The sequence below is a fragment of the Micromonospora sp. NPDC049801 genome (assembly GCF_040656575.1).
GTDB lineage: Bacteria > Actinomycetota > Actinomycetes > Mycobacteriales > Micromonosporaceae > Micromonospora.
Genome location: NZ_JBFAMS010000005.1, coordinates 432,836 through 456,395, shown reverse-complemented (window position 1 = coordinate 456,395; position 23,560 = coordinate 432,836). Strand labels below are relative to the sequence as shown.

The following is a 23,560-nucleotide window of genomic DNA, read 5'->3' as shown; positions in this document are numbered from 1 at the left end:
TTGAGGGTTAGGCGGCTTCGACGATCATGGCGGCGCCTACCGTGCGGTTGGTGGTCTCGTCGATGATGACGAAGCCGCCCGTCGTACGGTTGCGGCGGTACTCGTCGGCCAGCAGCGGCACCGTCGTGCGCAGCCGGACCCGACCGATCTCGTTGAGCCGCAGCTCGTCCGCCGACTCGTCCCGGTGCAGCGAGTTGATGTCCAACCGGTAGTGCAGCCCGCGCACGATCGCCCGTGCCGAACGGGTGGTGTGCTTGATGGCGTACCGGCCACCGACCCGCAGCGGGGCCGTCTCGTCCATCCAGCAGACCATCGCCTCGATGTCCTGGGCGACGGCGGGCGCGTTGTTCGGCCGGCAGATCATGTCGCCCCGGGAGATGTCGATCTCGTCGGCCAGCCGTACCGTCACCGACATGGGCGGGAACGCCTCCGCGACCGGCCCGTCGGCGGTCTCGACGGCGGCGATCCGGCTGGTGAAGCCGGACGGCAGCACCATCACCTCGTCGCCCGGTTTGAGCACACCCGACGCGACCTGACCGGCGTAGCCGCGGTAGTCGGTGACCGTGGTCGACTGCGGACGGATCACGTACTGCACCGGGAACCGGACGTCGACCAGGTTACGGTCACTGGCGATGTGCACCCGCTCCAGGTGGTGCAGCAGCGACGGGCCCTCGTACCACGGCATGTTCTCCGACCGGGCCACGATGTTGTCGCCCCGCAGCGCGGAGATCGGCACCACCGTCAGGTCCGGTACGTCGAGCTTCGCGGCGAACGCGGTGAACTCGTCGGCGATCCGCTCGTAGACCTCCTGCGACCAGTCGACCAGGTCCATCTTGTTGACGCACAACACCAGGTGCGGCACCCGCAGCAGCGAGCAGAGGAACGCGTGCCGGCGGGACTGCTCGACCAGGCCCTTGCGCGCGTCGACCAGGATCAGCGCCAGGTCGGCCGTGGAGGCGCCGGTGACCATGTTCCGGGTGTACTGGATGTGCCCGGGAGTGTCCGCGATGATGAACTTGCGCCGGGGCGTGGCGAAGTAGCGGTACGCCACGTCGATGGTGATGCCCTGCTCCCGCTCGGCGCGCAGGCCGTCGGTGAGCAGCGCGAGGTTGGTGTACTCGTCGCCCCGGGCCGCGCTGACCGCCTCCACGGCCTCCAACTGGTCGGTGAAGAGCGACTTGGTGTCGTACAGCAGCCGGCCGATCAGGGTCGACTTGCCGTCGTCCACGCTGCCGGCGGTCGCGAACCGCAGCAGGTCCATCGCCCGTGCCTCGGGCGCGGTCTCGGTGCCGGCGGCCGGGGCCACGATCTCGGTGCTCATCAGAAGTAGCCCTCCCGCTTACGGTCCTCCATGGCGGCCTCGCTGACCCGGTCGTCACCACGGGTCGCGCCCCGCTCGGTGATCCGGGTGGCCGCCACCTCCTCGATGACCTTCTCCACGGTGTCCGCGTCCGAGCGGACCGCCGCGGTGCAGGAGGCGTCGCCGACGGTGCGGTACCGCACCTGGGCCTTGAACCGCTCCTCGCCGGCGCGCGGCCGGAAGAACTCGTTGACCGCGTAGAGCATGCCGTCGCGCTCGATCACCTCACGCTCGTGGGCGTAGTAGATCGACGGCAGCGGGATGCGCTCGCTGGCGATGTAGTGCCAGACGTCCAGCTCGGTCCAGTTGGACAGCGGAAAGACCCGGATCGACTCGCCCGGGTGGTGCCGGCCGTTGTAGAGCGACCACAGCTCCGGGCGCTGGTTCTTCGGGTCCCACTGGCCGAACTCGTCGCGGAAGCTGAACACCCGCTCCTTGGCCCGCGCCTTCTCCTCGTCCCGGCGGGCGCCGCCGAACAGCGCGTCGAAGCGGTGCTTCTCCACCGCGTCGAGCAGCACGGGCGTCTGGATCCGGTTGCGCATGCCGTCGCCGGACTCCCGGACCATGCCGCTGGCGAGGGCCTCCGGCACGCTCGCCACCACGAGCTGCAACCCCAGCTCGGTGACCCGCTGATCGCGGTACTCCAGCACCTCGGGGAAGTTGTGGCCGGTGTCGACGTGCATGACGGGGAAGGGGATGTTGGCCGGAGCGAACGCCTTCTGCGCCAACCGCAGCATGACGATCGAGTCCTTGCCGCCGGAGAAGAGCAGCACCGGACGTTCCATCTCGGCGACAACCTCACGCATCACGAAGATGCTCTCCGCCTCGAGAGCGTCCAGGTGGGAGACGCGGTAGGCCGCGGGGGAGGTCATGACACTCGCTCGCTCATCCGATTTCCAGACCTTTCCGGTCGGACATGTCAAGAAGTGCGCTCAGGCTACCCGGAATGCCTCTGCAGCGCTGCAAGCAACCGGCTGGCGAGATCCTTGCGACAGACCAGCAGGTCCGGCAGGCGCGGATCCGCCTCGTTGTATCGAAGCGCAGAACCGTCGATCCGGGAAGCGTGCAGTCCGGTGGCCGTCGCCACAGCGACCGGCGCCGCCGAGTCCCACTCGTACTGCCCGCCGGCATGGATGTACGCGTCCACCTCGCCGGTCACCACCGCGGCGATCTTCGCCCCGGCGGAACCCATCGGCACCAGGTGCGCGCCCACATCCTCGGCCAGGTCGGTGAGGAACACCGGCGGTCGACTCCGACTCGCCGCCAGCCGGATCTTGCGCTCGCCGGCGGTCGCCGCCTCGACCGTCATCGGCGGGTACGCCGGCGGATAGTCGGTGCCCAGCACCCGGTGCTGCGCCGGCAACCCCACCGCACCGGCGACCAGCCCGTGCGGGCTCGGCGCGCTCCGCGCCCAGAGCGCCACGTGCACCGCCCAGTCCGAGCGGCCCTCCTCGGCGAACTCCCGGGTGCCGTCCAGCGGATCGATGATCCAGACCCGGTCCGCGGTCAGCCGGGACACCGCTCCCGCGTTCACCTCTGCCGCCCAGGCCAACCGCGAGCCCTCGTCCTCCTCGGAGAGCACCGCGTCCCCCGGCCGCCACCGCGCCAACTCCGTGCGGATCAGGTCGTGCGACACCTTGTCCCCGGCCGACTTCAGCGCCCCGGTGTCCGAGAAGCCCAACTCCGTACGCAGGTCCAGCAGCGCCTGACCGGCCCGGGAGGCCAACCACCGGGCGAACGCCCCGTCGATCATCGGAGGACTGCCCATCTGCCCGCTCCCGTCGCCTCGCCGCGGCCGTGCCCGCACGCACCGATCGGCCGCGACCCGCGTCGCCGGTCACGGCACGCCGAAAGGCGCAGACTACCGGCCCGGCGTTTCCAATCCGGTACGCACCGCCCGACTCAACCCCCGTGATACAGGTTCTGGGTCGGCTCCACGCCCTTGACGATCACCGACTCCACCACGTCGGCAGCCCGGTCCACCAGGAAATCGAGCTCCTTGCGCTCCGCCGCGCCGAAATCCGACAGCACGTAGTCCGCCGGATCCTGCCGCCCCGGCGGGCGACCCACCCCGAACCGCACCCGGACGTAGTCCTTGGTGCCCAACGACTTGGACATCGACCGCAGGCCGTTGTGCCCGCCCTCGCCGCCACCGAACTTGATCCGCACCTGGCCGAACTCGATGTCCAGCTCGTCGTGCACCGCGACCACCTGCGCCGGGGGCACCTTGTAGAACTGCGACAGCGCCGCCACCGGCCCACCGGAGAGGTTCATGTACGTCAGTGGCTTCACCAGCACCAGCTTCGGACCACCGAACCCCAGCCGCCCCTCGGCGACCTCGGCCACCGCCCGCTTGTGCCGACCGAACCGCGCGCCGACACGCCCCGCCAGCAGCTCGGCCACCATGAACCCGACATTGTGCCGGTTCCCGGCGTACTCCCGCCCCGGGTTGCCCAGGCCGACCACCAGCCACGGTCCCGCCTCGTCCGTCACGATCCGCCCCTCAAAACGTCTGCGCCGACTCCCGATACACCGACAGGCGCCCCCGAAGCTCGGGGACGCCTGCCAGCAGAGTACGAACCGATCAGGCCTCGGTACGCGCCTCGGTGTTCTCGTCGCCCTCGGCGGCCGGGGCGGAGTCCGCGCCCTCGGAGCCCTCGGTGGTCTCGCCGACCTCGGCCTCGGCCTCGTCGGTGGCCGTCTCGACCTCGGGCAGCGTCGCCTCGAGCTGCTCCGCCGTCGGCGCGGCGGTCACCGAGGCGACCGGCAGCTCCGAGTCGGCGGCCAGCTCCACGCCGGAGGGCAGCTCGACGTCGGCGGCGGTGATCGTGGTGCCCGCCTCGGCGCCCTCGATCGACGCCTCCAGGTGGTCCGGCACCTTGGTGGCGTCGGCGGTCACCGAGAGGGTGTCGTGGTCGTGCACGATCAGGGTGTCCTTCGCGGCCTCACCGGTCAGCTGGACCGGGACCTCGACGGTGACCTTCTCGCCGCGGCGGACCAGCAGCAGGTCCACGTGCTCGAAGGTGTCCTTGATCGGGTCACGCTGGATCGCCTTCGGCAGCGCCAGCACCTGGGTGCCGTCGGTGATGTCGATCGCGAAGAGCTGGTTGGCACCACCCTTGCGGATCGCGGCGGCGAACTCCCGCGACGGCAGCGCGATGTGCTTGGGCTTCTCGCCGTGGCCGTACAGCACGGCGGGCACCTTGCCGGCCCGGCGGGTACGACGGGCACCACCCTTGCCGAACTCGGTGCGGGGCTCGGCGCTGATCTTTACCTCGGACACGGGGAAACTCCTGATGCTTCGCTGCGGCGGCTTGTCGTCTGGCGGTGCTGGGGCGAGGGGCTCGCTGGGGCTCATGCGTCATGAACGACTGCCCGGAGCACCGCGTCGATGACGGTGCCTCCGTGCGGCGCTCTTCAGCGGCCCGCCGGGCACCCTCGCCGTGGCAACCGCACCAGTCTACCCGAGCCAATTCCCAGGTTTCCGGCAGTCCCCGGTCACGGTGCCGGACTGATCCGCCGGCGGTGTTGCCCGCTGGCGGATCAGCCCGTTTCGACCAGTTTGTCAGCTTTGCCCGCCGGACCTGGCCCGGTTCAGCTCAGACCACCGAACAGGGTGGTCACCGAGCCGTCGTCGAACACCTCGCGGATCGCCCGCGCCAGCAGCGGCGCGATCGACAGGACGGTCAACTTGTCGAGCTGCTTCTCGGGCGGCAACGGCAGCGTGTTGGTCACCACGACCTCGCTGATCGGGCTGTTCTTCAACCGCTCCGTGGCGGGGTCGGACAGGAGCGCGTGGGTGGACGCCACCACGATCTCCGCCGCCCCCGACTCCTTGAGGATGTCCGCCGCCTTCGTGATCGTCCCACCCGTGTCGATCATGTCGTCGACGATCAGGCAGACCCGACCCTCCACCTCACCGACCACCCGGTTAGCCACCACCTGGTTCGGCTTCATCGGGTCACGGGTCTTGTGGATGAACGCCAACGGGCAGCCGCCCAGCCGGTCGGTCCACCGCTCGGCCACCCGCACCCGGCCCGAATCCGGCGCCACCACGGTCATCGGCCGACCCGCGTACCTGTGCTCCACGTACTCGGCGAGCACGTCCATCGCGAAGAGGTGATCCACCGGCCCGTCGAAGAAGCCCTGGATCTGCGCGGTGTGCAGGTCGACCGTGAGGATCCGGTTCGCACCGGCGGTCTTCAGCAGGTCCGCCACCAGGCGGGCCGAGATCGGCTCCCGACCACGGTGCTTCTTGTCCTGCCGCGCGTACGGGTAGAACGGCAGCACCACGGTGATCCGCTTCGCCGAACCGCGCTTCAACGCGTCGACCATGATCAGGGTCTCCATGACCCAGGTGTTCACTCCGTGCGTCACGGACTGCACCACGAAGGCGTCCGAACCACGCACCGAATCCTTGAACCGTACGAAGATCTCGCCGTTGGCGAACTCGTACGCGTCAGCCGGCGTCGGTGCCACGCCGAGCACCTCGCCGATCTCCTTGGCCAACTCCGGGAAACCCCGTCCGGAGAAGAGCATCAGGCTCTTGCGGTTTTCGGCGACGATGCTGCCCATGGGCCCGTCTGCTCCCGTTTGTCGGCGGTTCCCGGCCCGGTGGTGGTGGGTCGGGGACTATTCGGTTGCAGTATCTCCCGCGCCGGACGCACCGCCCACCGTCTCGGCCCGCCCGTGCATTGCCTCACTGTCACTTGCGGTCCCGGTCGCCTCCGACGCACCCTTCGCGTCGCCGGATCGCTGCGCACCCTTCGCGTCGCCGGATCGCTGCGCACCCTTCGCGTCGCGGGCACGCTGCGCGGCCTCGGCCGCCGCCGTACCGGCCCGCCGCATCACCACCCAGCCCTCGATGTTGCGCTGCCGCGCTCGGGCGACACCCATCGCGCCCGGCGGCACGTCGTCCACGATCACCGAACCGGCCGCCGTGTACGCGCCGTCGCCCACCTCGACCGGCGCCACGAACATGTTGTCCGCGCCGGTCCGGGCGTGGCTGCCGATCACCGTACGGTGCTTGTTGACCCCGTCGTAGTTCACGAAGACCGACGCGGCGCCGATGTTGCTCTGCTCGCCGATCGTCGCGTCACCCACGTAGGTCAGGTGCGGCACCTTCGAGCCCGCCCCGATCTCGGAGTTCTTCACCTCGACGAACGTGCCGACCTTCGCCTTGTCGGCGAGGCGCGCGGCAGGCCGCAGGTACGCGTAGGGCCCGACGCTCGCGCCCGCGCCCACCTCGGCGCCGACCGCGTGGCTGCGCACCACCGACGCGCCCTCGCCGACGATGGTGTCGACCAGCGTGACGTCCGGCCCGACCAGCGCGCCCGCGCCGACCACCGTGGCACCGCGCAGCTGGGTGTTCTGGTCGACCACCGCGTCGCGGTCCAGAGCCACCGTCACGTCGATCCAGGTGGTCACCGGGTCGAGCAGACTCACTCCGGTACGCATCCACGCCTCGTTGACCCGATCGCGCAGCAGCCGGCGCAGCGACGCCAACTCCACCCGGTCGTTGCAGCCCAGCGTCTCGACATGGTCGACGGCCACGTGCACCGCGACCGGCTCGCCGGCCGAGCGGAGCAGGCCGAACACGTCGGTCAGGTACTCCTCGCCCTGGTCGTTGTCCGTGGAGAGCTTGCCCAGGGCGTCACGCAGCCGGACCGCGTCGAAGGCGTAGATGCCGGCGTTGATCTCGCGGATCGCACGCTGCGCCGCGTCGGCGTCGCGCTCCTCGACGATCTGCTCCAGCCGGCCGTCGGCGTCCCGGACGATCCGCCCCAGCCCGGTCGGGTCGGGCACCTCGGCGGCCAGCACGGTGGCCGCCGCGGCGGCCTCCTCGTGCGCGGTCACCAACGCGCCCACCGTCTCCGGGCGCAGCAACGGCACATCTCCGTTGATCACCACGACCGTGCCGGCGCCCTCCGGCACGGCGTCCAACGCGATCCGCACGGCGTGCCCGGTGCCGAGCTGCTCGGCCTGCAGCACGGGCGTGGCGTCGGGGGCGATCTCGGTGAGATGCGCACGAACCTGGTCGGCGCCGTGACCCACCACGACGACGGTCCGGTCGGCGGCCAGCGGCGCTGCCGCGCTCAACACGTGGCCCAGCAGGGTACGACCGAGCAGGGGGTGCAGCACCTTGGGTAGCGTCGACTTCATCCGCTTGCCCTCACCGGCGGCAAGTACGACGACGGTACGAAGGTGGGGCTGGGGCACGACGTGGCTCCCGTCGGGACGGCGGACACTCTCGCGGCCATGCTAACCACGAGGCCCGGCACGGTTCCCTCTTACCCCCAGGAGAACCCAAAGCGGACTTTCAGGGATAGCTCGGCCGCCAGGGTTCGAACCTGAAATACGGGTACCAAAGACCCGGGTGTTGCCAATTACACCACGGCCGATCGCATCGTCAAGAAGGACGACGCGGCAGGATGCGCATCCCGCCGCTACACCTTAACGCCCGACCTCGTCGACGCCAGCACTCATATCCCTCATGATCCCCTCGATCATCCACGACGTTCGGGCACCGCGCCCCCGTCCGCGGCGATGGCGGCCCCCGCTCAGAAGACGTTGGAGACGGTTGCGCCCGATGCCGCGGCGGTTGAAAATCCGCGCGACGGAAAGCTGTTCAACGGGGCGTACGCGAGGCACCTCGGCGGCGAGCAGATCGGTCATGACCAGCAGTTTGGTACGGGCGTGCGACGGTTCTTCGAAAGTTCCTCGTGCGATCTACCGGGCCGTAAGTTACGGTGACGTAGGCGTAGGTTAGTGATCTTTTCCCCGTCCCCCCTGCGAGGTGTCATGTCCACCACCGTGCTCGAACCCAACACCACCGGCCCCGGCCCGAAACCGCTCACCGACGGCACCCAGTCCTCCGGGATCCTGGCTGCCCTGTGGGCGTTCGTCGTGATCCCCTTCGTCGCGCTGCTGGTCGCCGTGCCCGTCGCCTGGGGCGGCTGGCTGGGCTGGACGGACGTGATCATCGGCCTGGTCTGGTACGTGGTCTCCGGGCTCGGCATCACGGTGGGTTTCCACCGCTACTTCACGCACGGCTCGTTCAAGGCCAAGCGGTGGCTGCGGGTGACCCTGGCGGTCGCGGGTTCGCTGGCGGTGCAGGGCGAGATCATCCAGTGGGTGGCCGACCACCGGCGGCACCACGCGTTCTCCGATCTGGAGGGTGACCCGCACTCGCCGTGGCGTTTCGGCACGAGCGTCTGGGCGCTGACCCGGGGCCTGTTCCACGCCCACGTGGGCTGGCTGTTCCGCCGCGAGCTGTCCAACCGGGAGCGTTTCGCTCCGGACCTGATCGCCGACCGGGACATCAGCCGGGTGGACCGGCTCTTCCCCGCGCTGGTGGTCATCTCGCTGCTCGGCCCGGCGCTGATCGGGGGCCTGGTGACCTGGTCGTGGCAGGGCGCGCTCACCGCGTTCTTCTGGGCCGGGCTGGTCCGGGTAGGCCTTCTGCACCACGTCACCTGGGCGATCAACTCGGTCTGCCACGTGTACGGCGAGCGTCCGTTCGCGATGCGTCAGGGCGACCGCGCGTCGAACTTCTGGCCGCTGGCGATCCTGTCGTTCGGTGAGAGCTGGCACAACCTGCACCACGCCGACCCGACCAGCGCGCGGCACGGTGTGCTGCGGGGTCAGGTGGACATCTCGGCGCGGGTGATCTGGTTCTTCGAGAAGGTCGGCGCGGCGTCGCAGGTGCGCTGGCCGAAGCCCGAACGCCTCGCGGCCAAGCTCGTGAAGCCGGTCGCACCCCAGTAAACCGGGCGGTGCCACGGCGGGTCGCCTGGCAGGATGGCCGGATGACCGAGCGACGCGGGGGGACCGGACGGCTCGGCGGACGAGGGCCGCGCCCGATCCGGGTACGGTCGCACGGCACGGCAGGGCGGTCGGGGCCGCCCGCCAGTGAGGCGACGACGTGAACGGGCACAGCGGAGACACCATTCCACGGCAGGGCGTGACGGAGCGCCAGCGAGGCGGCGACATGCCCGAGGTGACTGACGAGCCGGCCGGCCGGCGGCCGGCGCCGGCCGCGGCGGCGAAACCCAAGTCCACCTCCCGGGTACGGATGTCGGCGGCGCAGCGTAGGGAGCAGTTGATCGCGATCGGCCGGCAGCTGTTCGCCGAGCGCGGTTTCGACGCCACCTCGATCGAGGAGGTGGCGGCCCGCGCCAAGGTCTCCAAGCCGGTGGTCTACGAGCACTTCGGCGGCAAGGAAGGGCTCTACGCGGTCGTGGTCGACCGGGAGGTCCGGGCCCTGCTGGACCGGATCACCACAGCGCTGACGGCGGGGCATCCGCGGGAGTTGTTGGAGCAGGCCGCGATGGCCCTGCTGGGCTACATCGAGGAGGAGACGAGCGGGTTCCGGGTGCTGGTCCGCGAGTCGCCGCTGATGTCCGGCACGGCCACCTTCAGCAGCGTGATGAACGACGTCGCCCACCAGGTCGAGCACATCCTCGGCGCCGAGTTCAAGAGCCGGGGGTACGACCCGAAGCTGGCCGAGCTCTACTCGCAGGCGCTGGTGGGCATGGTCGCGTTGACCGGCCGCTGGTGGCTGGAGGTGCGCAAGCCGCGCAAGGAGACGGTGGCGGCGCACCTGGTCAACATGGCGTGGAACGGGTTGTCGCACCTGGAGGCGAAACCCACGCTGATCACCGCCCGCCGGCACTGACCCCGGTCTCAGCTCCGGTGCGCGTCCGCCACCGGGTGTTTGCGGCGTTCCAACTCCGCCTCGGCGTGCTCCGACGGGCCGACCTTGTCGTAGAGGCCGGTGCCGAGCAGGATCAGACCGAACAGCATCGACACGATCACGGTCGACATCGAGAAGTTGAGGAAGTTCGCGTCGGTCTGCAGCACGGACATCATCAGGATGCTGGTCACCAGGAACACCACCCCGGCGGTGAGGTTCATGTAGTGGCCGAGGTTGGTGCGCCGGGACGCCCCGATGATCAAAACGACTCCGAAGACCACCGAGGCGAGCGAGAAGGCCAGGTTGGTCCGTAGCCCGAGGGCCCAGGTGCTGCTGCGGGCGAAGAGCGGGTCACCGATCGTCTCGGCCACCCCCCAGACGCCGAAGACCAGGATGTACACGCCGATCAGCCCGGAGAGCACCCGGTAGAGCGGCCGTGCCGGATGGTTGACCGGAAAGTGCGGCATACCCGAGACCCCATCCACCTGAGTTCGACCGTTTCAGGAGGATTGTCACCCAGGGCAGACCCGGCTGTCCGAAGAACCAGGAAGCCGGAACGGTCCGCCGAATGGCTGGACCAGGTCAGGTTTTCGCCGGAGCCCGAGCTGCGCAGGGATCAAGCCTGACCGCCCGGAGCAGCTCGGGCTCCGGCGAAAACCCACGGCCGCAACCAACGCTCCGGCGAAAACCCACGGCCGCAACCACGAAAGCGAGCAGAAAGCCTCAGAGAACGAGCCGAGCCTTCTGGAACGCCTCCGCCTCCTCGTCCGTGCCGACCTTGCCGTACATGCCGGCCATGAGCAGCACCAGGGAGGCCGACAGCAGCACCATCACCGTGACGACGCTGAAGTTGAAGAGGTTGGCGTCGGTACGGATGAACGCGAGACCGCCGAGGCCGATCACCATCAGGGCGTACGCGAGCCACTGGTTGACCGCCACGTCGATGTTGCGGCCGAGCGCGGCGCCGACCAGGACGACGAGCCCGAGCAGCACGCTGAGCAGCGAGAAGCCGAGGTTGGTGCCCTGACCGAGGACTCGGGTGTCATCCTGCGCGAGGACCTCGTTGCCGGCGCTCGCGATGATGCCGAGCACACCGAAGACCACCAGGTACAGACCGGTCAGCCCGCCGATCGCCCGGTAGATCGGCCGCGCGGGGTGGTTGATGGGGGTGTGCGCCATGTCTGGGTCTCCAACGCCGTGGGGTGAGGTGTCGCCGATGATTGTCCCGCATGTGCCGGTGTGACGCCGCACACGGCCCCCGCGCCGGCGTGCCCGGGCAGGTCAGCCCTCGGGCAACTCCTCGGCCAACGTCATCCAGCTCTCCTCGATCCGTTCCCGTTCGGCGCGCAGGTCCTTGAGCTGGGTGTCCAGCTCGGCGACCCGGGCGTAGTCGGTGGCGTCGGCGGCGAGTTGGCCGAGCAGGGTCACCTCGCGCTGGTCGAGCTTGCCCAGTTGCCGTTCGAGGCGGGTGAGCTCCTTGCGGCCCTGGCGTACCTCGGCGGCGGACATGCCGCTCGTGGCCGGGCCGGTGGGCGCGGCGGTCGGGGTGCCGCCCGCCCGGGTGGAGCCGGCCCGCTCGGCGGTCCGGGCGAGGTACTCGTCGACGCCACCGGGCAGGTGCACCAGCCGGCCGTCGCCGAACATCCCGTACGCGGTGTCGGTGACGCGTTCGATCAGGTAGCGGTCGTGGCTGGCCACGATGATCGTGCCCGGCCACGAGTCGAGCAGGTCTTCGAGCGCGGCCAGGGTGTCGGTGTCCAGGTCGTTCGTCGGCTCGTCGAAGAGCAGCACGTTGGGCTCGCCGGCGAGCAGCCGCAGCATCTGCAGACGGCGACGCTCACCGCCGGAGAGGTCGCTGACGGGCGTCCAGAGCCGGCGGTCGTCGAAGCCGAAGACCTCGGCGAGCTGTGCGGCGGAGACCTCACGGTCGCCGAGCTGCACGCGCCGGGCGACCTCCTCGACGGCTTCGAGCACCCGCAGGTGGCCGGGCAGCTCGACGAGTTCCTGGGACAGGAACGCCGGGCGGACAGTGGAGCCGGTGGTGAGGCGGCCGCCGTCGGGCCGGGTGATGCCGGCGAGCATTCGCAGCAGCGTGGTCTTACCGGCGCCGTTGGCGCCGAGGATGGCGATCCGGTCACCGGGGCCGATCAACCAGGTGGCGTCACGCAGAATCTCCTTCGGGCCGGCGTGCAGCTCGACGTCCGTGAGCTCGTACACCTGCTTTCCGAGGCGGGAGACGGCCATGCGCTGCAACGACATGGTGTCGCGGGCCGGCGGCACGTCGGCGATCAGCGCGTTGGCCGCGTCGATGCGGAACTGCGGCTTGGAGGTGCGGGCGGGTGGGCCACGCCGCAGCCAGGCGATCTCCTTACGGAGCAGGTTCTGCCGGCGGGCCTCCACGGCGGCGGCGACGCGTTCCCGCTCCACGCGGGCGAGGGTCCAGGCGGCGAAGCCACCCTCGTACGCGCGGACGGTCTGGTCGGCGACCTCCCAGGTGGTGGTGCAGACTGCGTCCAGGAACCACCGGTCGTGGGTGACCACGACGAGGGCGCCCTTGCGGCCGACCAGGTGCCGGGCCAGCCAGTCGACACCGCCGACGTCGAGGTGGTTGGTGGGCTCGTCGAGGATCAGCAGGTCCGAGTCGCGCACGAGCAGCGCGGCGAGCGCCACCCGCCGCCGTTCGCCACCGGACATCGGGCCGACCGGCTGGTCGAGGCCGAGGTGCGGCATGCCGAGGCCGTCCAGGATGTTGCGGACACCGGCGTCGCCGGCCCACTCGTGCTCGGCGCCCATGCCCTCGCCCAGCCAGGCGGTGCCGAGCACCACGTCCCGGACGGTGGCCTCGGGGGCGAGGGTGAGCTGCTGCGGCAGCCAGAGCACGCGCAGGTCGCGACGGTGGGTGACCCGACCGTCGTCGGGGTCCTCCTGCTTGGTGAGGAGCCGCAGCAGGGTGGACTTGCCGGCGCCGTTGAGGCCGACCACACCGATCCGGTCGGCGTCGTCCAGGCCGAGCGAGACGTCCGTGAGCAGCCGCCCGGCGGCGCCGTACCCCTTGGACACCCGGTCCAGATTGACGATGTTGGCCACGTTCCACCCTTCAAGATCAAGGCGTCCGGGTGCCGGCGGGCACCTCGGGACGCCTGACCCAAGGGTACGCGGACGTCCCGGCCGGCCGCGCCGGCCGGGGAGCACCGTCAGACGACGCGCGCGCCCGCCACCGGGCCGTGTGCGACCCGCGCCTCCCGGCACACGCCGGCGCTGGTCAGCTCGGCGGCGATCCGTTCGGCGTCGGCGGCGTCGGTGGCGAGGAAGACGCAGGTGGGGCCCGAGCCGGAGACGATGCCGGTGAGCGCGCCGGCAGCCTCGCCGGCCTTCAGGGTGTCGGTCAGCGCGGGGCGCATCGCGAGCGCCGCGTCCTGGAGGTCGTTGCCGAGCGTACGGGCGAGAACCCGGGGGTCGCGCTGGCGCAGCGCGCCGAGCAGGGCGTCGGTGCTGCCCAGCGGCGTGCTGGCGGTGCCGGAATCGCGCAGCCGGTCCAGCTCACGGTACGCGGCCGGCGTGGACAGACCGCCGTCGGCGATCGCCACCACCCAGTGCCAGGACATCGGCCGGACCAGTACCGGGCTGACCGCCTCGCCGCGTCCGGTGCCCAGCGCGGTGCCCCCGTAGACGAGAAACGGCACGTCCGAGCCGAGGTCGGCGGCGATCCCGGCCAGCTCGTCGCGGGACAACCCGGTGCCCCAGAGCGTGTCGCAGGCCACCAGCGCGGCGGCCGCGTCGGCGCTGCCACCGGCCAGCCCACCGGCGAGGGGGATCTGCTTGCGCAGGTGCAGACGGGCGTGCGGCAGGACACCGGCGTACCCGGCCAGGGCGTGTGCCGCCCGGATCACCAGGTTGGAGTCGTCCAGGGCAAGCTCACCGGTGCCCTCGCCCTCCATCGTGAGGGCGAGGGTGTCGCCCCGACGGGCGGTCAGCTCGTCGTAGATGGAGATCGCGTGGTAGACGGTGTTCAGCTCGTGGTAACCGTCGCGGCGCAGCGGCCCCACCCCGAGGTGCAGGTTGACCTTCGCGGGCACCCGCACCCGTACCGGGCCGATGGCCCCGCGCCGCTCGTCCTCGTCGTCCGGTCGCCAGGCCTCGGTCACGGGGCGAGGTCCCGCACGCGCAGGCGGATGTCGAACGGCTTGGCCACGATCAGCTCCTCGGCGTCCTGGGCGGGCACGGCGCCAGCCTACTTCGCGGCCGGCGTACCGGCCGGAGCCGACGCGGCGATGGCCGCGAACTGCTCCACGGTCAGCGACTCGCCGCGGGCGCCCGGGTCGACGCCGGCGGCGGTGAGGGCGGCCTCGGCCCGGTCCGGGCCGCCGGCCCAGCCGGCGAGCGCCGCGCGCAGGGTCTTGCGGCGTTGCGCGAACGCCGCGTCCACCACGGCGAAGACCCGCTTCCGGGGTACGTCGGGTCGGGGCGGCTCGTGACAGGTGAAGGCGACCAGACCGGAGTCGACGTTGGGGACCGGCCAGAACACGTTCGGCGGCACCCGCCCGGCGCCGCGGGCGTCGGCGTACCAGGCGAGCTTGACCGACGGGATGCCGTACACCTTGGAGCCGGGACCGGCGACGAGCCGGTCGGCGACCTCCTTCTGCACCATCACCAGACCGTGCCGCAGGCTGGGCAGCTCGGCGAGCAGGTGCAGCACCACGGGCACGGCGACGTTGTACGGCAGGTTCGCGACCAGCGCCGTCGGCGGCGGACCGCCCAGCTCGGCGGCGGTGACGCGCAGCGCGTCGGCGCGGTGCACGGTGAGTCGGTCGGCGTCCGCTCCGGCGTGCCGCGCGGCGGTCTCCGGTAGCGCGACCGCGAGCGTGGGATCGATCTCCACGGCGTGCACATGCCCGGCGACCGGCAGCAGTCCCAGGGTGAGCGAGCCGAGGCCGGGGCCGACCTCCAGCGCCACATCGCCGGGCGTCAGGCCGGCGGCGGTGACGATCCGCCGGACGGTGTTCGGGTCGTGCACGAAGTTCTGGCCCAGCTTCTTGGTGGGCGCGACGCCGAGCCGGCTGGCGAGTTCCCGGATCTCCGCCGGGCCGAGCAGGCTCACCACGGGCCGAAGGCCCGGTCGCCGTTGGCGGAGATGGCCGTGCACAGCTCGTCCAGGTCGCTGCCGGTGGTCGCGGCGAGGGCGCGGACGGTCAGCGGGATCAGGTACGACGCGTTCGGCCGGCCCCGGTGCGGCGTCGGGGTGAGGTAGGGGGCGTCGGTCTCCACCAGGATCTGGTCCAGCGGTGTGAGCGCGGCGGCCTCGCGCAGGGCGGTGGCGCTGCCGAAGGTGACGGTGCCGGCGAAGCTGAGCAGGTAGCCCCGGCGCACACACTCGCGGGCGAACTCGGCGTCGCCGGAGAAGCAGTGCAGCACCACCGTCTCCGGTGCGCCCGCGTCGTCGAGAATTCGCAGCACGTCCGCGTGGGCGTCCCGGTCGTGGATGACGAGCGTCTTGCCGTACCGCTTGGCGATGGCGATGTGCGCCCGGAAGCTCTCCTCCTGCGCGGCCCGCCCCTCGTCGCCGGTGCGGAAGAAGTCCATCCCGGTCTCGCCGATCCCCCGGACCCGGTCGCGGGCGGCCAACGACTCGATCTCCCGCAGCGCCTCGTCGAGGTCCCCCAGCCGGGGCGCCTCGTTGGGGTGCAGCGCCACGGTGGCCAGCACGGCCCGATGCCGGTCGGCGATGTCCGCGCCCCAGCGCGAGGACGCGACGTCCACGCCCACCTGGACCAGCCGGTCCACGCCCACCTTGGCGGCCACCGTGATCGCCGTGGCGACCGGGTCGTCGGACGGCCCGCCGCCCGGTACGCCGGCCTCGCTGACGGTGATGTCCAGGTGGGTGTGGCTGTCCAGCACCGGCCGGGGCAGCGGCTCGGGGGCGGGCGGGAACTCTCCGGCCCGCCGGGCGGCACGCTCGCGGCGGGTTTCAGTCGGCTCGCTCATCAGCGACAGCATCACACACCGGCGTCGTCCATCCGCCCGCCACCCGGCGTTCACCTCGACTACGCCGCGCGACTCTACCGTCGCGGCAATGACGGTCACACCTCACGCGAGCGACGCGGCCGGCGAGCGGATCGGCCTGCGGGTGGCGTTCGGCGGGGACGTGTACCCCGCCGAGGAGATCGCCCGGGGCGCCGCGTACGAGCTGTTCAGCGCCGAGGAGGTGGCCGGCTTCGAACGGGCGCCCCGACCGGGCAGCGCCCTGCCGTGGCATCGGTTCGTGCACGTCACCGAGGTGAACGCGGTGCACGGCGCAGTCGAGGCGGCCGAGGAGCCGGAGACGCCGCTGATGCTGCCGGCGCACCGGGAGCACGGTTGGTCGCACGTACACCAGCTCAGCCAGCAGCCGTCCGCGGCGGGTGACCCGGTGGTGGCCGCGGTGCGCGCCTCGGCGGTGGTGCGGCGCGGAACCCGGATGGTGAAGATGCTCTCCGCACGGCAGCTCGCCGGGTACGTGCGGGGCTGGCTGCCGCACGGCTTCTGCTATCGGGAGCACGACGTGGCGCACCTGCGCACGCCGGCGACGACCGCCGTGCTGCGCACCGACGGGGACGTCGGGCGGGACGGATCGGACGTGGCGTACGCGCTGCGCTGGCGGGCGGCCGACCCGGGCGACTACGACGTGCCGGTGGGCGAGGCGCACCGGGGCCTGACCGCGCTCAGCTCCCGGGACCGGGTGGGCCCCTCGGTGCTGGGCACCGGTTTCGCGCCGAGCAACGGTCAGCTCATCCCGGAGTTCGTGACCCGGGACTTCGCCGACCTGCCGATGCCGGCGAACGCGACGCTGCTGGCGTACACCGCCGAGGGGATGGAGGTGGTGCTCTACAGCTACCAGGCCGAGCAGCGCGCGTGGTTGCGGATGGTCGGCCCGCAGTGGCGGCACCTGCTGGCCGCGGTCCCGGGCCTCTCCCCCGACCAGGAGTTCGTGCCGACCGGCGACGCCCCGCGCTCCACCCAGCTCGTCGGCCGCTACGGCGACACGGAGTACGAGGCGGTGGCCGACCTGCCCGGAGGTTTCCGGGTGCTGGCGATGACCCGGGCGGCCCGCTACCCGGTGGAGGCGGTGGCCCGCCGGCTCCGGTTCGCCACCTGGCGGGGCGTGCCGTGCCTGGTGCTGCGCGAGGAGGCCGGCTGGCTGCGGTTACGGCTGCGCCACCCCGACCCGGAGGCAGTGGTCAACACCGGCGCGCAGTGCCACGACCGGGGCGTCTACGAGACCTGGGCGCCGGGCGTCGAGGTCACCGAGGACCAGGTCATGGACACCCGGTACGCGCTCTGACGACACGCGGCGGCCGGACGTGCCGCCGCGTGCCGCCAAACGCTCAGCCGACCAGGCGGGCCAGTTCCTCGTCGACGATCGACGGGTCGAGCTTGCGGAACACCGGCGTCGGCGCGGTCAGCGGCCGGCCGGTCTCGATCGGCACCGACTCCCAGCGCGCGCCCACCGTGTAGTCCCCGGTGAGCACCGGGTACGACGGACCCCCGTCCAGGTCGTCGACCTGCTCGATGACGGGCATCGGCGCGTGTACGTCGGTGCCGCCGAGCAGCTCGTACACCTTCTGCGCGGAGTGCGGCAGGAACGGGGTGAGCAGCGTGTTGGCGTCGCTGACCACCTGGAGGGCGACGTGCAGGATGGTGCCCTGGCGGGGCTTGTCGGCCTCGGCCTTGAGCTTCCACGGCGCCTGCTCGGAGAGGTACTTGTTCGCCTCGGCGACCACCCGCATGGCCTCACCGATGGCCTGCTTCTGCCGGTGCCGGCCAATCAGGTCACCGACCGTGTCGAAGCCGGTCCGGGCGACGGCGAGCAGCGCCTCGTCGGCCTCCGTGAGCCCGGCCGGGTCGACCGGCGGGATGGCCCCGAAGTTCTTCGCCGCCATCGAGACGCACCGGTTGACCAGGTTGCCCCAGCCGGCGACCAGCTCGTCGTTGTTGCGGCGCAGGAACTCCGCCCAGGTGAAGTCGGTGTCGTTACTCTCCGGGCCGGCGGCGGCGATGAAGTAGCGCAGCGCGTCGGCGTCGTAGCGCTCCAGGAAGTCCCGGACGTAGATGACCACCTTGCGGGACGAGGAGAACTTGCGCCCCTCCATGGTCAGGTACTCGCTGGAGACCACCTCGGTGGGCAGGTTCAGCCGGCCCAGCTCGCCCGGCTCACCGTCGCGGGAGCCCGCACCGGAGTAGCCGGAGAGCAGCGCCGGCCAGATCACCGAGTGGAAGACGATGTTGTCCTTGCCCATGAAGTAGTAGGACTGGGAGTCCTTCCCCTGGCCGTCGGCGGACCACCACTTCCGCCACGCCTCCGGGTCGCCGGAGCGGCGGGCCCACTCGATCGAGGCCGACAGGTAGCCGATCACCGCGTCGAACCAGACGTAGATCCGCTTGTCGGGGCGGTCGCGCCAGTCGTCGAGCGGGATCGGCACACCCCACTCCAGGTCGCGGGTGATCGCCCGGGGCTGGAGGTCGTCGAGCAGGTTGCGGGAGAACCGCAGCACGTTGGGCCGCCACCCCTGGCGGGTGTCCAGCCACTGCCGCAGCACGTCGGCCAGGGCGGGCAGGTCCAGGAAGAAGTGCTCGGTCTCGACGAACTTCGGGGTCTCGCCGTTGATCCGCGACTTCGGGTCGATCAGGTCGATCGGGTCAAGCTGGTTGCCGCAGTTGTCGCACTGGTCGCCGCGGGCGCTGTCGTAGCCGCAGATCGGGCAGGTGCCCTCGATGTACCGGTCGGGCAGGGTGCGCCCGGTGGACGGCGAGATCGCGCCCATGGTCGTCTTGGGCACGATGTAGCCGTTGCGGTACATCCCCTCGAACAACTCCTGCACCACGGCGTAGTGGTTGCGGGTGGTGGTGCGGGTGAACAGGTCGTAGGAGAGGCCGAGGCCGTGCAGGTCCTCCACGATCACCCTGTTGTACCGGTCGGCCAGTTCGCGCGGGGTGACTCCGTCGGCGTCGGCCTGCACCTGGATGGGGGTGCCGTGCTCGTCGGTGCCGGAGACCATGAGCACGTCGTGGCCGGCCATCCGCATGTACCGGGCGAAGACGTCGGAGGGAACGCCGAAACCGGAGACGTGGCCGATGTGGCGGGGGCCGTTGGCGTACGGCCAGGCCACTGCCGCGAGAACGTGACTCATGAGCAGCAAGCCTAGTGACCCGTCCGGCGGGCCCGCGAACCAATAGGGGGTGACGGGTCGACGGACCGGGCTGAGCCCCTCGGCCTTTGGTCCGATTTGTCGCCGACACGCGGTCCAGCTGCCCGTTCGGCCCCCACTGCCGGTGTGCAATGAACCTCGTGACTGGCAGACGAGCGGCTCGGGACCATGACGAGCGTCCCATCGGGCCGACGGCCGACGACGAGCCCGGCAGGGCGTCCGAGGCGTCCCGGGGCGGCGCGGTCGCGCCCCAACCCCGCCCGGTGCCCGCCGCCGACCCGGCCGCCGACCACCGTCAGGACCCCGCGCCGAGCCCGGTGCCACAGCCGGGCGCCGCGCCGAGTCCCGCGCCACGCGCCGGTGCCGGGTCACGGCCGAGCCCCACCCCCCGGCCGCCGACGCCGACCCCGGCGCGCCCCAGCCCGACGGCGCCCACGCCCAGCCCGGCCCGGCCGCACCCGCCGGGCCCGGCCGCCGAGCGGCCACCGGCCGGCTCATCCGCCGAGCGGCCACCGGCCGGCTCGTCCGCCGAGACGGCGGCGGCCGGGAGCGCGACACCCGCCGCTGTCGAACCGGGTCAGGCGGCGACGGCCGAGGTGGAGCCAACCACCGGGGCGCCGGTGGACGCGGTGCCGCGCCGGGTGCCGGTCCGTCAGCAGAGCCGCGGCCGGGACGCGTACCGCTCCGACGGGACGGAGCCGCCGGACGACGGCGGCGCCTTCTGGGCGCCGATCGAGGAGGTGCACTGGGACGGCACCCCGGTCCGCGAGGACCCCGCTCCCGGGCCCCGCACCCCGGCGACGGGTCGTCGCGCCACCGCACGGACGGCGGTACCGCCCGACCCACTGGTCGGATTGACCGTGCTGGTGCTGTTGAGCCTGGTCACCGCCTTCTTCGCCTGGGTCAGCGCGGGACCGTTCTGGCTCGCCGTCGGGCACGCGCGCGACGGCACCGTGGTGATCGACTCCTGTGCCGGCGGTGGGCTCACCCAGCGTTGCCGGGGGATCTTCACGGCGGACGGGGGACGGTTCCTGGCGCACGGCGTACGCGTCAGCGGCGTACCCGCCGGGGGTGGCGCTCCCGGGACCGCGCACCGGGCCCGGATGACCGGACCGGCCGGCAGCACCGCGTACGCCGACACCGGCGCGAGCCGGCACCTGCGCTGGCTGCCCGGGTTGGTGGTGGTGCTCGGCTGCGCCGCCGGCATCGTCCGGTGGACCGGGTCGGCCCGGCTGCCCGGCCGGCGACACCGCCGGTGGGCGGTGGCCGCTGCGCTCGCCGGCCCGACGCTGATCACCCTCGGCTTCCTGGCCGCCGCCTGGTGAGCGCGGCGGCGGGTCAGCTGTGCACGATCGTGTAGACCTCGCGGCGGCGTAGGGCGTACTCGGTGGCGACATCGGTGATGGCGTCCCGGCGGGACCGTCCGGCGGCCTCCCGCTCGGCGACCGCGGCGCGCAGGGTCTCGTCGTCGGGGCGTTCCGCGGCGGTCACCGGCGCGCCGGCCACCACCAGGGTGATCTCCCCGCGCGGCTCGGTCTCCGCGGCCCAGCGGGCCAGCTCACCGAGCGGACGACGGAGGACCTCCTCGTACGTCTTGGTCAGCTCCCGGCAGAGCGCGGCCGGCCGGTCCGCGCCGAACGTGTCGGCCAGGTCGGTGAGCGCCGCGCCGATCCGGTGCGGCGCCTCGAAGAAGACGAGGGTGCGCTCCTCGGCGGCGAGCGCGCGCAGGCGGGACCGGCGGGCGCCGCCGGCCCGGGGGAGGAACCCCTCGAAGCAGAACCGGTCGCAGGGCAGCCCGGAGACGGCGAGGGCGGTGGTCACCGCGCTGGGCCCGGGGGCGACGGTGACCGGCGCGCCAGCGTCCAGCGCGGCCCGGACCAGTCGATATCCCGGGTCGGAGACGCTCGGCATGCCGCCGTCGGTCACCAGCGCCACCGCGTACCCACCGAGGATGACCTCGACGAGTTCGGGTGTACGCCGTTCCTCGTTGCCCTCGAAGTAGGAGACGATGCGGCCTCCGACGGTGATGTCGAGGTCGCGGGCCAGCCGGGTGAGGCGGCGGGTGTCCTCGGCGGCCACCACGTCGGCGCTCGCCAGCACCTCGCGGAACCGGACCGAGGCGTCGGCGGGGTTGCCGAGCGGGGCGCCGAGCAGGATCAGGCGTCCAGCTTCGGACATTTCACCCACGACATCGTCTCCTTCATTGACAGCGGATACCGGTATCAGGGACGACGGGCGCCACAGGACACCCTGGCAGCCTACGATCGCCGGGTGACGAGTGCGTCGACAGCGCAGAGCCCGAGCGTCGAGCCGGCAGGAACGGTCGAGGTTTCCGGCGAGCCCAGCCCCCATCAGGAAGCGGCGACGCCGCCTGCCGACAGCGGAGGTGCGTCCGCCGCGGTCCGTCGCCGGTTCGCCACCGTCGACAGCCGGATGGACCCGTACTCGTGGCTGGCCACCGCCGTGGTGGTGGCCATCGCGGCGATCCTGCGCTTCGTCGGCCTGTCCAGCCCCAAGGGCAAGATCTTCGACGAAACGTACTACGCCAAGGACGCGTACGGGCTGATCAGCCGGGGCGTCGAATGGAACTATAAGGACAACGTCCCGTCGTACGTGGTGCATCCGCCACTGGGCAAGTGGCTGATCGGCATCGGCGAGTGGGCCTTCGGCTATCAGGACGCGGATTCGAAGGTGTCTGTCGGCGGGCACCTGTTCACCGCCGCGCCGGAGTTCGGCTGGCGGTTCTCGGCGGCCCTGATCGGCACGCTGTCGGTGCTGCTGCTGGTCCGCATCGGCCGGCGACTGTTCCGCTCGACGGTGCTCGGCTGCGCGGCCGGCCTGCTGCTCGCGTTGGACGGTTTCCACCTGGTGCTGTCCCGCGCCGCGCTGCTCGACATCTTCCTGCTGTTCTTCGTGCTGGCGGCCTTCGGCGCGCTGGTGCTCGACCGGGACGCCCGGCGTCGGCGCTGGGCACGCGCGCTTGACGACGGCCTCGACCCCAGCCTGCCCGGCCGTGCGGGCCGACCGTCGACCGGTTGGCGGACGTGGCCGTGGTGGCGGCTGGCCGCCGGGGTGCTGATCGGCTGCGCCTGCGCGGTCAAGTGGAGCGCGCTCTACTTCGTGCCGGTGTTCGCCCTCTTCGTGGTCCTCTGGGAGGTCGGGCTCCGCCGGTCGGCCGGCGTCCGCCGGCCCTGGCGGGACACCCTGCTCGACGAGGTGCCCTGGCTGGTGCTGGCGGGGGTGCTGATGGTCGGCACCTACCTGGCGACCTGGTCGGGGTGGTTGCTGAGCGACGACGGCTACTACCGGCTGGCGACGTCGTCGGCGTACCCGACGGGGTCACTCAGCGACACGCCTGTCATCGGCCCGCTGGTCAACCTCTACGAGTACCACCGCGCCGCGTACGGTTTCCACGCCCAGCTCGACGACCCGCACAAGTACCAGTCGTGGCCGTGGCAGTGGCTGCTGCTCGGCCGCCCGGTCGCCTTCCACTGGTCGGGGGACGGCGCCTGCGGCGCACCGACCTGCGCCTCGGAGATCCTGCTGCTGGGCACTCCGCTGCTGTGGTGGTCGTTCCTGCCCGCTCTGGTGGCGCTCGTCTGGTTGGGCATCGCCCGTCGGGACTGGCGGGCCGGCGCGATCCTGCTCACCGTGGCCGCGGGTCTGCTGCCCTGGTTCTGGTTCGCCCTCGACGGCCGGACGATGTTCTCGTTCTACGCGGCCCCGGCGCTGCCCTTCCTGGTACTCGCCGTGGTGTACGTGCTGGGCGCGTTGATCGCCCCGGCCGGGGGTGACGTGGGTGAGACGAAAACCCTGGTGCCCGGCGACGCCGGCTACGAACGACGGTTGGTGGGCAGCATCGCGGCCGGGGCGTACGTGCTGCTGGTGGGGCTGTGCTTCGCCTACTTCTACCCGATCTTCGTGGGCAAACTGATCCCGTACTCGGACTGGCTGGCCCGGATGTGGCTCGACGGTCGCTGGATATAAGCACCGGCAGGCGACGCGCCGCACAGCGCGAAGGACATCGGGCCCGCACGCGTGACGCGTGCGGGCCCGATGCTTGCCTGCGAAGTTCCAGACAAAGAAGTTCCAGACAAAGACGTTCCAGACAAAGACGCGCGCCCCGATCGCCTGCCACGGGGGAAGCGGGCGATTGGGGCGCGCATGAAGAGCTTAACCACCGCGCGCCACCGGCACAACGGGTCAACTTGGGTCGGATTTCCGACCGATTCCGGCCGGGCCGAGGACTATCCTCCGGCCGTTGACCGAGGGTGACCTGACGTGGACCCAGCGCCCTCAAGGGGCGCTTTGGCCGTCCGGAAC

At 71.7% G+C, this 23,560-nt stretch carries 21 protein-coding genes and 1 tRNA gene; 5 read left to right on the top strand and 17 right to left on the bottom strand.

Annotation, left to right across the window (positions count from 1 at the left end; translation table 11 throughout):
• Positions 1–7 precede the first annotated feature (7 nt).
• The 9 genes from AB0I89_RS12720 to AB0I89_RS12680 form a co-directional block, all read right to left on the bottom strand.
• Complete coding sequence (locus tag AB0I89_RS12720) at positions 8–1,321, bottom strand: GTP-binding protein (RefSeq protein WP_357124588.1); 1,314 nt, start codon at positions 1,319–1,321, stop codon at positions 8–10.
• On the bottom strand, positions 1,321–2,232 hold the full coding sequence (gene cysD / locus AB0I89_RS12715; RefSeq protein WP_357124584.1) for a sulfate adenylyltransferase subunit CysD: 912 nt from the start codon (positions 2,230–2,232) through the stop codon (positions 1,321–1,323). The genes AB0I89_RS12720 and cysD overlap by 1 nt, the downstream gene beginning before the upstream one ends.
• Before the next feature lie 65 nt (positions 2,233–2,297).
• Complete coding sequence (locus AB0I89_RS12710) at positions 2,298–3,128, bottom strand: inositol monophosphatase family protein (RefSeq protein ID WP_357124581.1); 831 nt, start codon at positions 3,126–3,128, stop codon at positions 2,298–2,300.
• A gap of 134 nt (positions 3,129–3,262) precedes the next feature.
• Positions 3,263–3,853, bottom strand: coding sequence for an aminoacyl-tRNA hydrolase (gene pth, locus AB0I89_RS12705; RefSeq protein WP_357124578.1), 591 nt, complete (start codon positions 3,851–3,853; stop codon positions 3,263–3,265).
• Positions 3,854–3,944: 91 nt separating this feature from the next.
• Positions 3,945–4,643 (bottom strand): 50S ribosomal protein L25/general stress protein Ctc, encoded by a 699-nt coding sequence (locus AB0I89_RS12700; protein ID WP_357124575.1) that lies wholly within the window; start codon positions 4,641–4,643, stop codon positions 3,945–3,947.
• 311 nt (positions 4,644–4,954) lie between these two features.
• Positions 4,955–5,935, bottom strand: coding sequence for a ribose-phosphate diphosphokinase (locus AB0I89_RS12695; RefSeq protein WP_355048964.1), 981 nt, complete (start codon positions 5,933–5,935; stop codon positions 4,955–4,957).
• 57 nt (positions 5,936–5,992) lie between these two features.
• A complete protein-coding gene (gene glmU / locus AB0I89_RS12690) occupies positions 5,993–7,579 on the bottom strand; it encodes a bifunctional UDP-N-acetylglucosamine diphosphorylase/glucosamine-1-phosphate N-acetyltransferase GlmU (RefSeq protein WP_357124571.1) in 1,587 nt (528 codons plus the stop codon).
• 110 nt (positions 7,580–7,689) lie between these two features.
• Positions 7,690–7,761 (bottom strand) — tRNA-Gln (locus AB0I89_RS12685).
• A 52-nt stretch (positions 7,762–7,813) separates the two neighbouring features.
• Positions 7,814–8,035, bottom strand: coding sequence for a hypothetical protein (locus tag AB0I89_RS12680; protein ID WP_357124568.1), 222 nt, complete (start codon positions 8,033–8,035; stop codon positions 7,814–7,816).
• A 126-nt stretch (positions 8,036–8,161) separates the two neighbouring features.
• On the opposite strand from AB0I89_RS12680, the gene AB0I89_RS12675 reads away from it, so the two are divergent.
• The gene (locus AB0I89_RS12675; protein WP_357124565.1) at positions 8,162–9,127 is read left to right on the top strand and encodes an acyl-CoA desaturase; all 966 of its coding nucleotides are present in this window, start codon (positions 8,162–8,164) and stop codon (positions 9,125–9,127) included.
• Between the two features lie 223 nt (positions 9,128–9,350).
• A complete protein-coding gene (locus AB0I89_RS12670) occupies positions 9,351–10,037 on the top strand; it encodes a TetR/AcrR family transcriptional regulator (protein WP_357124562.1) in 687 nt (228 codons plus the stop codon).
• 8 nt (positions 10,038–10,045) lie between these two features.
• Here the strand turns inward: AB0I89_RS12670 and AB0I89_RS12665 are convergent, their stop codons facing one another.
• The 6 genes from AB0I89_RS12665 to AB0I89_RS12640 form a co-directional block, all read right to left on the bottom strand.
• Positions 10,046–10,522 (bottom strand): DUF4383 domain-containing protein, encoded by a 477-nt coding sequence (locus tag AB0I89_RS12665; RefSeq protein ID WP_357124559.1) that lies wholly within the window; start codon positions 10,520–10,522, stop codon positions 10,046–10,048.
• A 256-nt stretch (positions 10,523–10,778) separates the two neighbouring features.
• The gene (locus tag AB0I89_RS12660; RefSeq protein ID WP_357124556.1) at positions 10,779–11,234 is read right to left on the bottom strand and encodes a DUF4383 domain-containing protein; all 456 of its coding nucleotides are present in this window, start codon (positions 11,232–11,234) and stop codon (positions 10,779–10,781) included.
• Positions 11,235–11,336: 102 nt separating this feature from the next.
• A complete protein-coding gene (locus tag AB0I89_RS12655) occupies positions 11,337–13,142 on the bottom strand; it encodes an ABC-F family ATP-binding cassette domain-containing protein (RefSeq protein WP_357124553.1) in 1,806 nt (601 codons plus the stop codon).
• Positions 13,143–13,249: 107 nt separating this feature from the next.
• Positions 13,250–14,200, bottom strand: coding sequence for a 4-(cytidine 5'-diphospho)-2-C-methyl-D-erythritol kinase (locus tag AB0I89_RS12650; protein WP_357124550.1), 951 nt, complete (start codon positions 14,198–14,200; stop codon positions 13,250–13,252).
• Between the two features lie 86 nt (positions 14,201–14,286).
• Positions 14,287–15,156 carry a 16S rRNA (adenine(1518)-N(6)/adenine(1519)-N(6))-dimethyltransferase RsmA gene (gene rsmA / locus AB0I89_RS12645; protein WP_357124546.1) on the bottom strand — a complete coding sequence of 290 codons (870 nt, stop codon included), beginning with the start codon at positions 15,154–15,156 and terminating at the stop codon, positions 14,287–14,289.
• Entirely contained in the window at positions 15,150–16,049 is a 900-nt protein-coding gene (locus tag AB0I89_RS12640) for a TatD family hydrolase (RefSeq protein ID WP_357124543.1), read from the bottom strand. The genes rsmA and AB0I89_RS12640 overlap by 7 nt, the downstream gene beginning before the upstream one ends.
• A gap of 76 nt (positions 16,050–16,125) precedes the next feature.
• On the opposite strand from AB0I89_RS12640, the gene AB0I89_RS12635 reads away from it, so the two are divergent.
• On the top strand, positions 16,126–17,373 hold the full coding sequence (locus AB0I89_RS12635) for a hypothetical protein (RefSeq protein WP_357124540.1): 1,248 nt from the start codon (positions 16,126–16,128) through the stop codon (positions 17,371–17,373).
• A 43-nt stretch (positions 17,374–17,416) separates the two neighbouring features.
• Here AB0I89_RS12635 and metG read toward each other — a convergent pair whose 3' ends face one another.
• A complete protein-coding gene (gene metG, locus AB0I89_RS12630; RefSeq protein WP_357124537.1) occupies positions 17,417–19,219 on the bottom strand; it encodes a methionine--tRNA ligase in 1,803 nt (600 codons plus the stop codon).
• Between the two features lie 158 nt (positions 19,220–19,377).
• Here metG and AB0I89_RS12625 point away from each other — a divergent pair, with 158 nt between their 5' ends.
• Positions 19,378–20,562, top strand: a complete 1,185-nt coding sequence (locus AB0I89_RS12625; protein WP_357124534.1) for a hypothetical protein — start codon at positions 19,378–19,380, stop codon at positions 20,560–20,562.
• A gap of 13 nt (positions 20,563–20,575) precedes the next feature.
• Here AB0I89_RS12625 and rsmI read toward each other — a convergent pair whose 3' ends face one another.
• On the bottom strand, positions 20,576–21,424 hold the full coding sequence (gene rsmI / locus AB0I89_RS12620) for a 16S rRNA (cytidine(1402)-2'-O)-methyltransferase (RefSeq protein ID WP_357124531.1): 849 nt from the start codon (positions 21,422–21,424) through the stop codon (positions 20,576–20,578).
• 246 nt (positions 21,425–21,670) lie between these two features.
• On the opposite strand from rsmI, the gene AB0I89_RS12615 reads away from it, so the two are divergent.
• Complete coding sequence (locus AB0I89_RS12615) at positions 21,671–23,224, top strand: phospholipid carrier-dependent glycosyltransferase (protein WP_357124704.1); 1,554 nt, start codon at positions 21,671–21,673, stop codon at positions 23,222–23,224.
• The last annotated feature ends 336 nt before the right edge of the window (positions 23,225–23,560 follow it).

Excerpts from the sequence above, each read along its gene's own strand:
- AB0I89_RS12720 (WP_357124588.1), bottom strand. The coding sequence starts at position 1,321 with ATGAGCACCGAGATCGTGGCCCCGGCCGCCGGCACCGAGACCGCGCCC.
- cysD (WP_357124584.1), bottom strand. The coding sequence starts at position 2,232 with ATGACCTCCCCCGCGGCCTACCGCGTCTCCCACCTGGACGCTCTCGAG.
- AB0I89_RS12710 (WP_357124581.1), bottom strand. The coding sequence starts at position 3,128 with ATGGGCAGTCCTCCGATGATCGACGGGGCGTTCGCCCGGTGGTTGGCC.
- AB0I89_RS12695 (WP_355048964.1), bottom strand. The coding sequence starts at position 5,935 with ATGGGCAGCATCGTCGCCGAAAACCGCAAGAGCCTGATGCTCTTCTCC.
- AB0I89_RS12680 (WP_357124568.1), bottom strand. The coding sequence starts at position 8,035 with ATGACCGATCTGCTCGCCGCCGAGGTGCCTCGCGTACGCCCCGTTGAA.
- AB0I89_RS12675 (WP_357124565.1), top strand. The coding sequence starts at position 8,162 with ATGTCCACCACCGTGCTCGAACCCAACACCACCGGCCCCGGCCCGAAA.
- AB0I89_RS12670 (WP_357124562.1), top strand. The coding sequence starts at position 9,351 with ATGCCCGAGGTGACTGACGAGCCGGCCGGCCGGCGGCCGGCGCCGGCC.
- AB0I89_RS12665 (WP_357124559.1), bottom strand. The coding sequence starts at position 10,522 with ATGCCGCACTTTCCGGTCAACCATCCGGCACGGCCGCTCTACCGGGTG.
- AB0I89_RS12660 (WP_357124556.1), bottom strand. The coding sequence starts at position 11,234 with ATGGCGCACACCCCCATCAACCACCCCGCGCGGCCGATCTACCGGGCG.
- AB0I89_RS12640 (WP_357124543.1), bottom strand. The coding sequence starts at position 16,049 with ATGCTGTCGCTGATGAGCGAGCCGACTGAAACCCGCCGCGAGCGTGCC.
- AB0I89_RS12635 (WP_357124540.1), top strand. The coding sequence starts at position 16,126 with ATGACGGTCACACCTCACGCGAGCGACGCGGCCGGCGAGCGGATCGGC.
- metG (WP_357124537.1), bottom strand. The coding sequence starts at position 19,219 with ATGAGTCACGTTCTCGCGGCAGTGGCCTGGCCGTACGCCAACGGCCCC.
- AB0I89_RS12615 (WP_357124704.1), top strand. The coding sequence starts at position 21,671 with ATGGACCCGTACTCGTGGCTGGCCACCGCCGTGGTGGTGGCCATCGCG.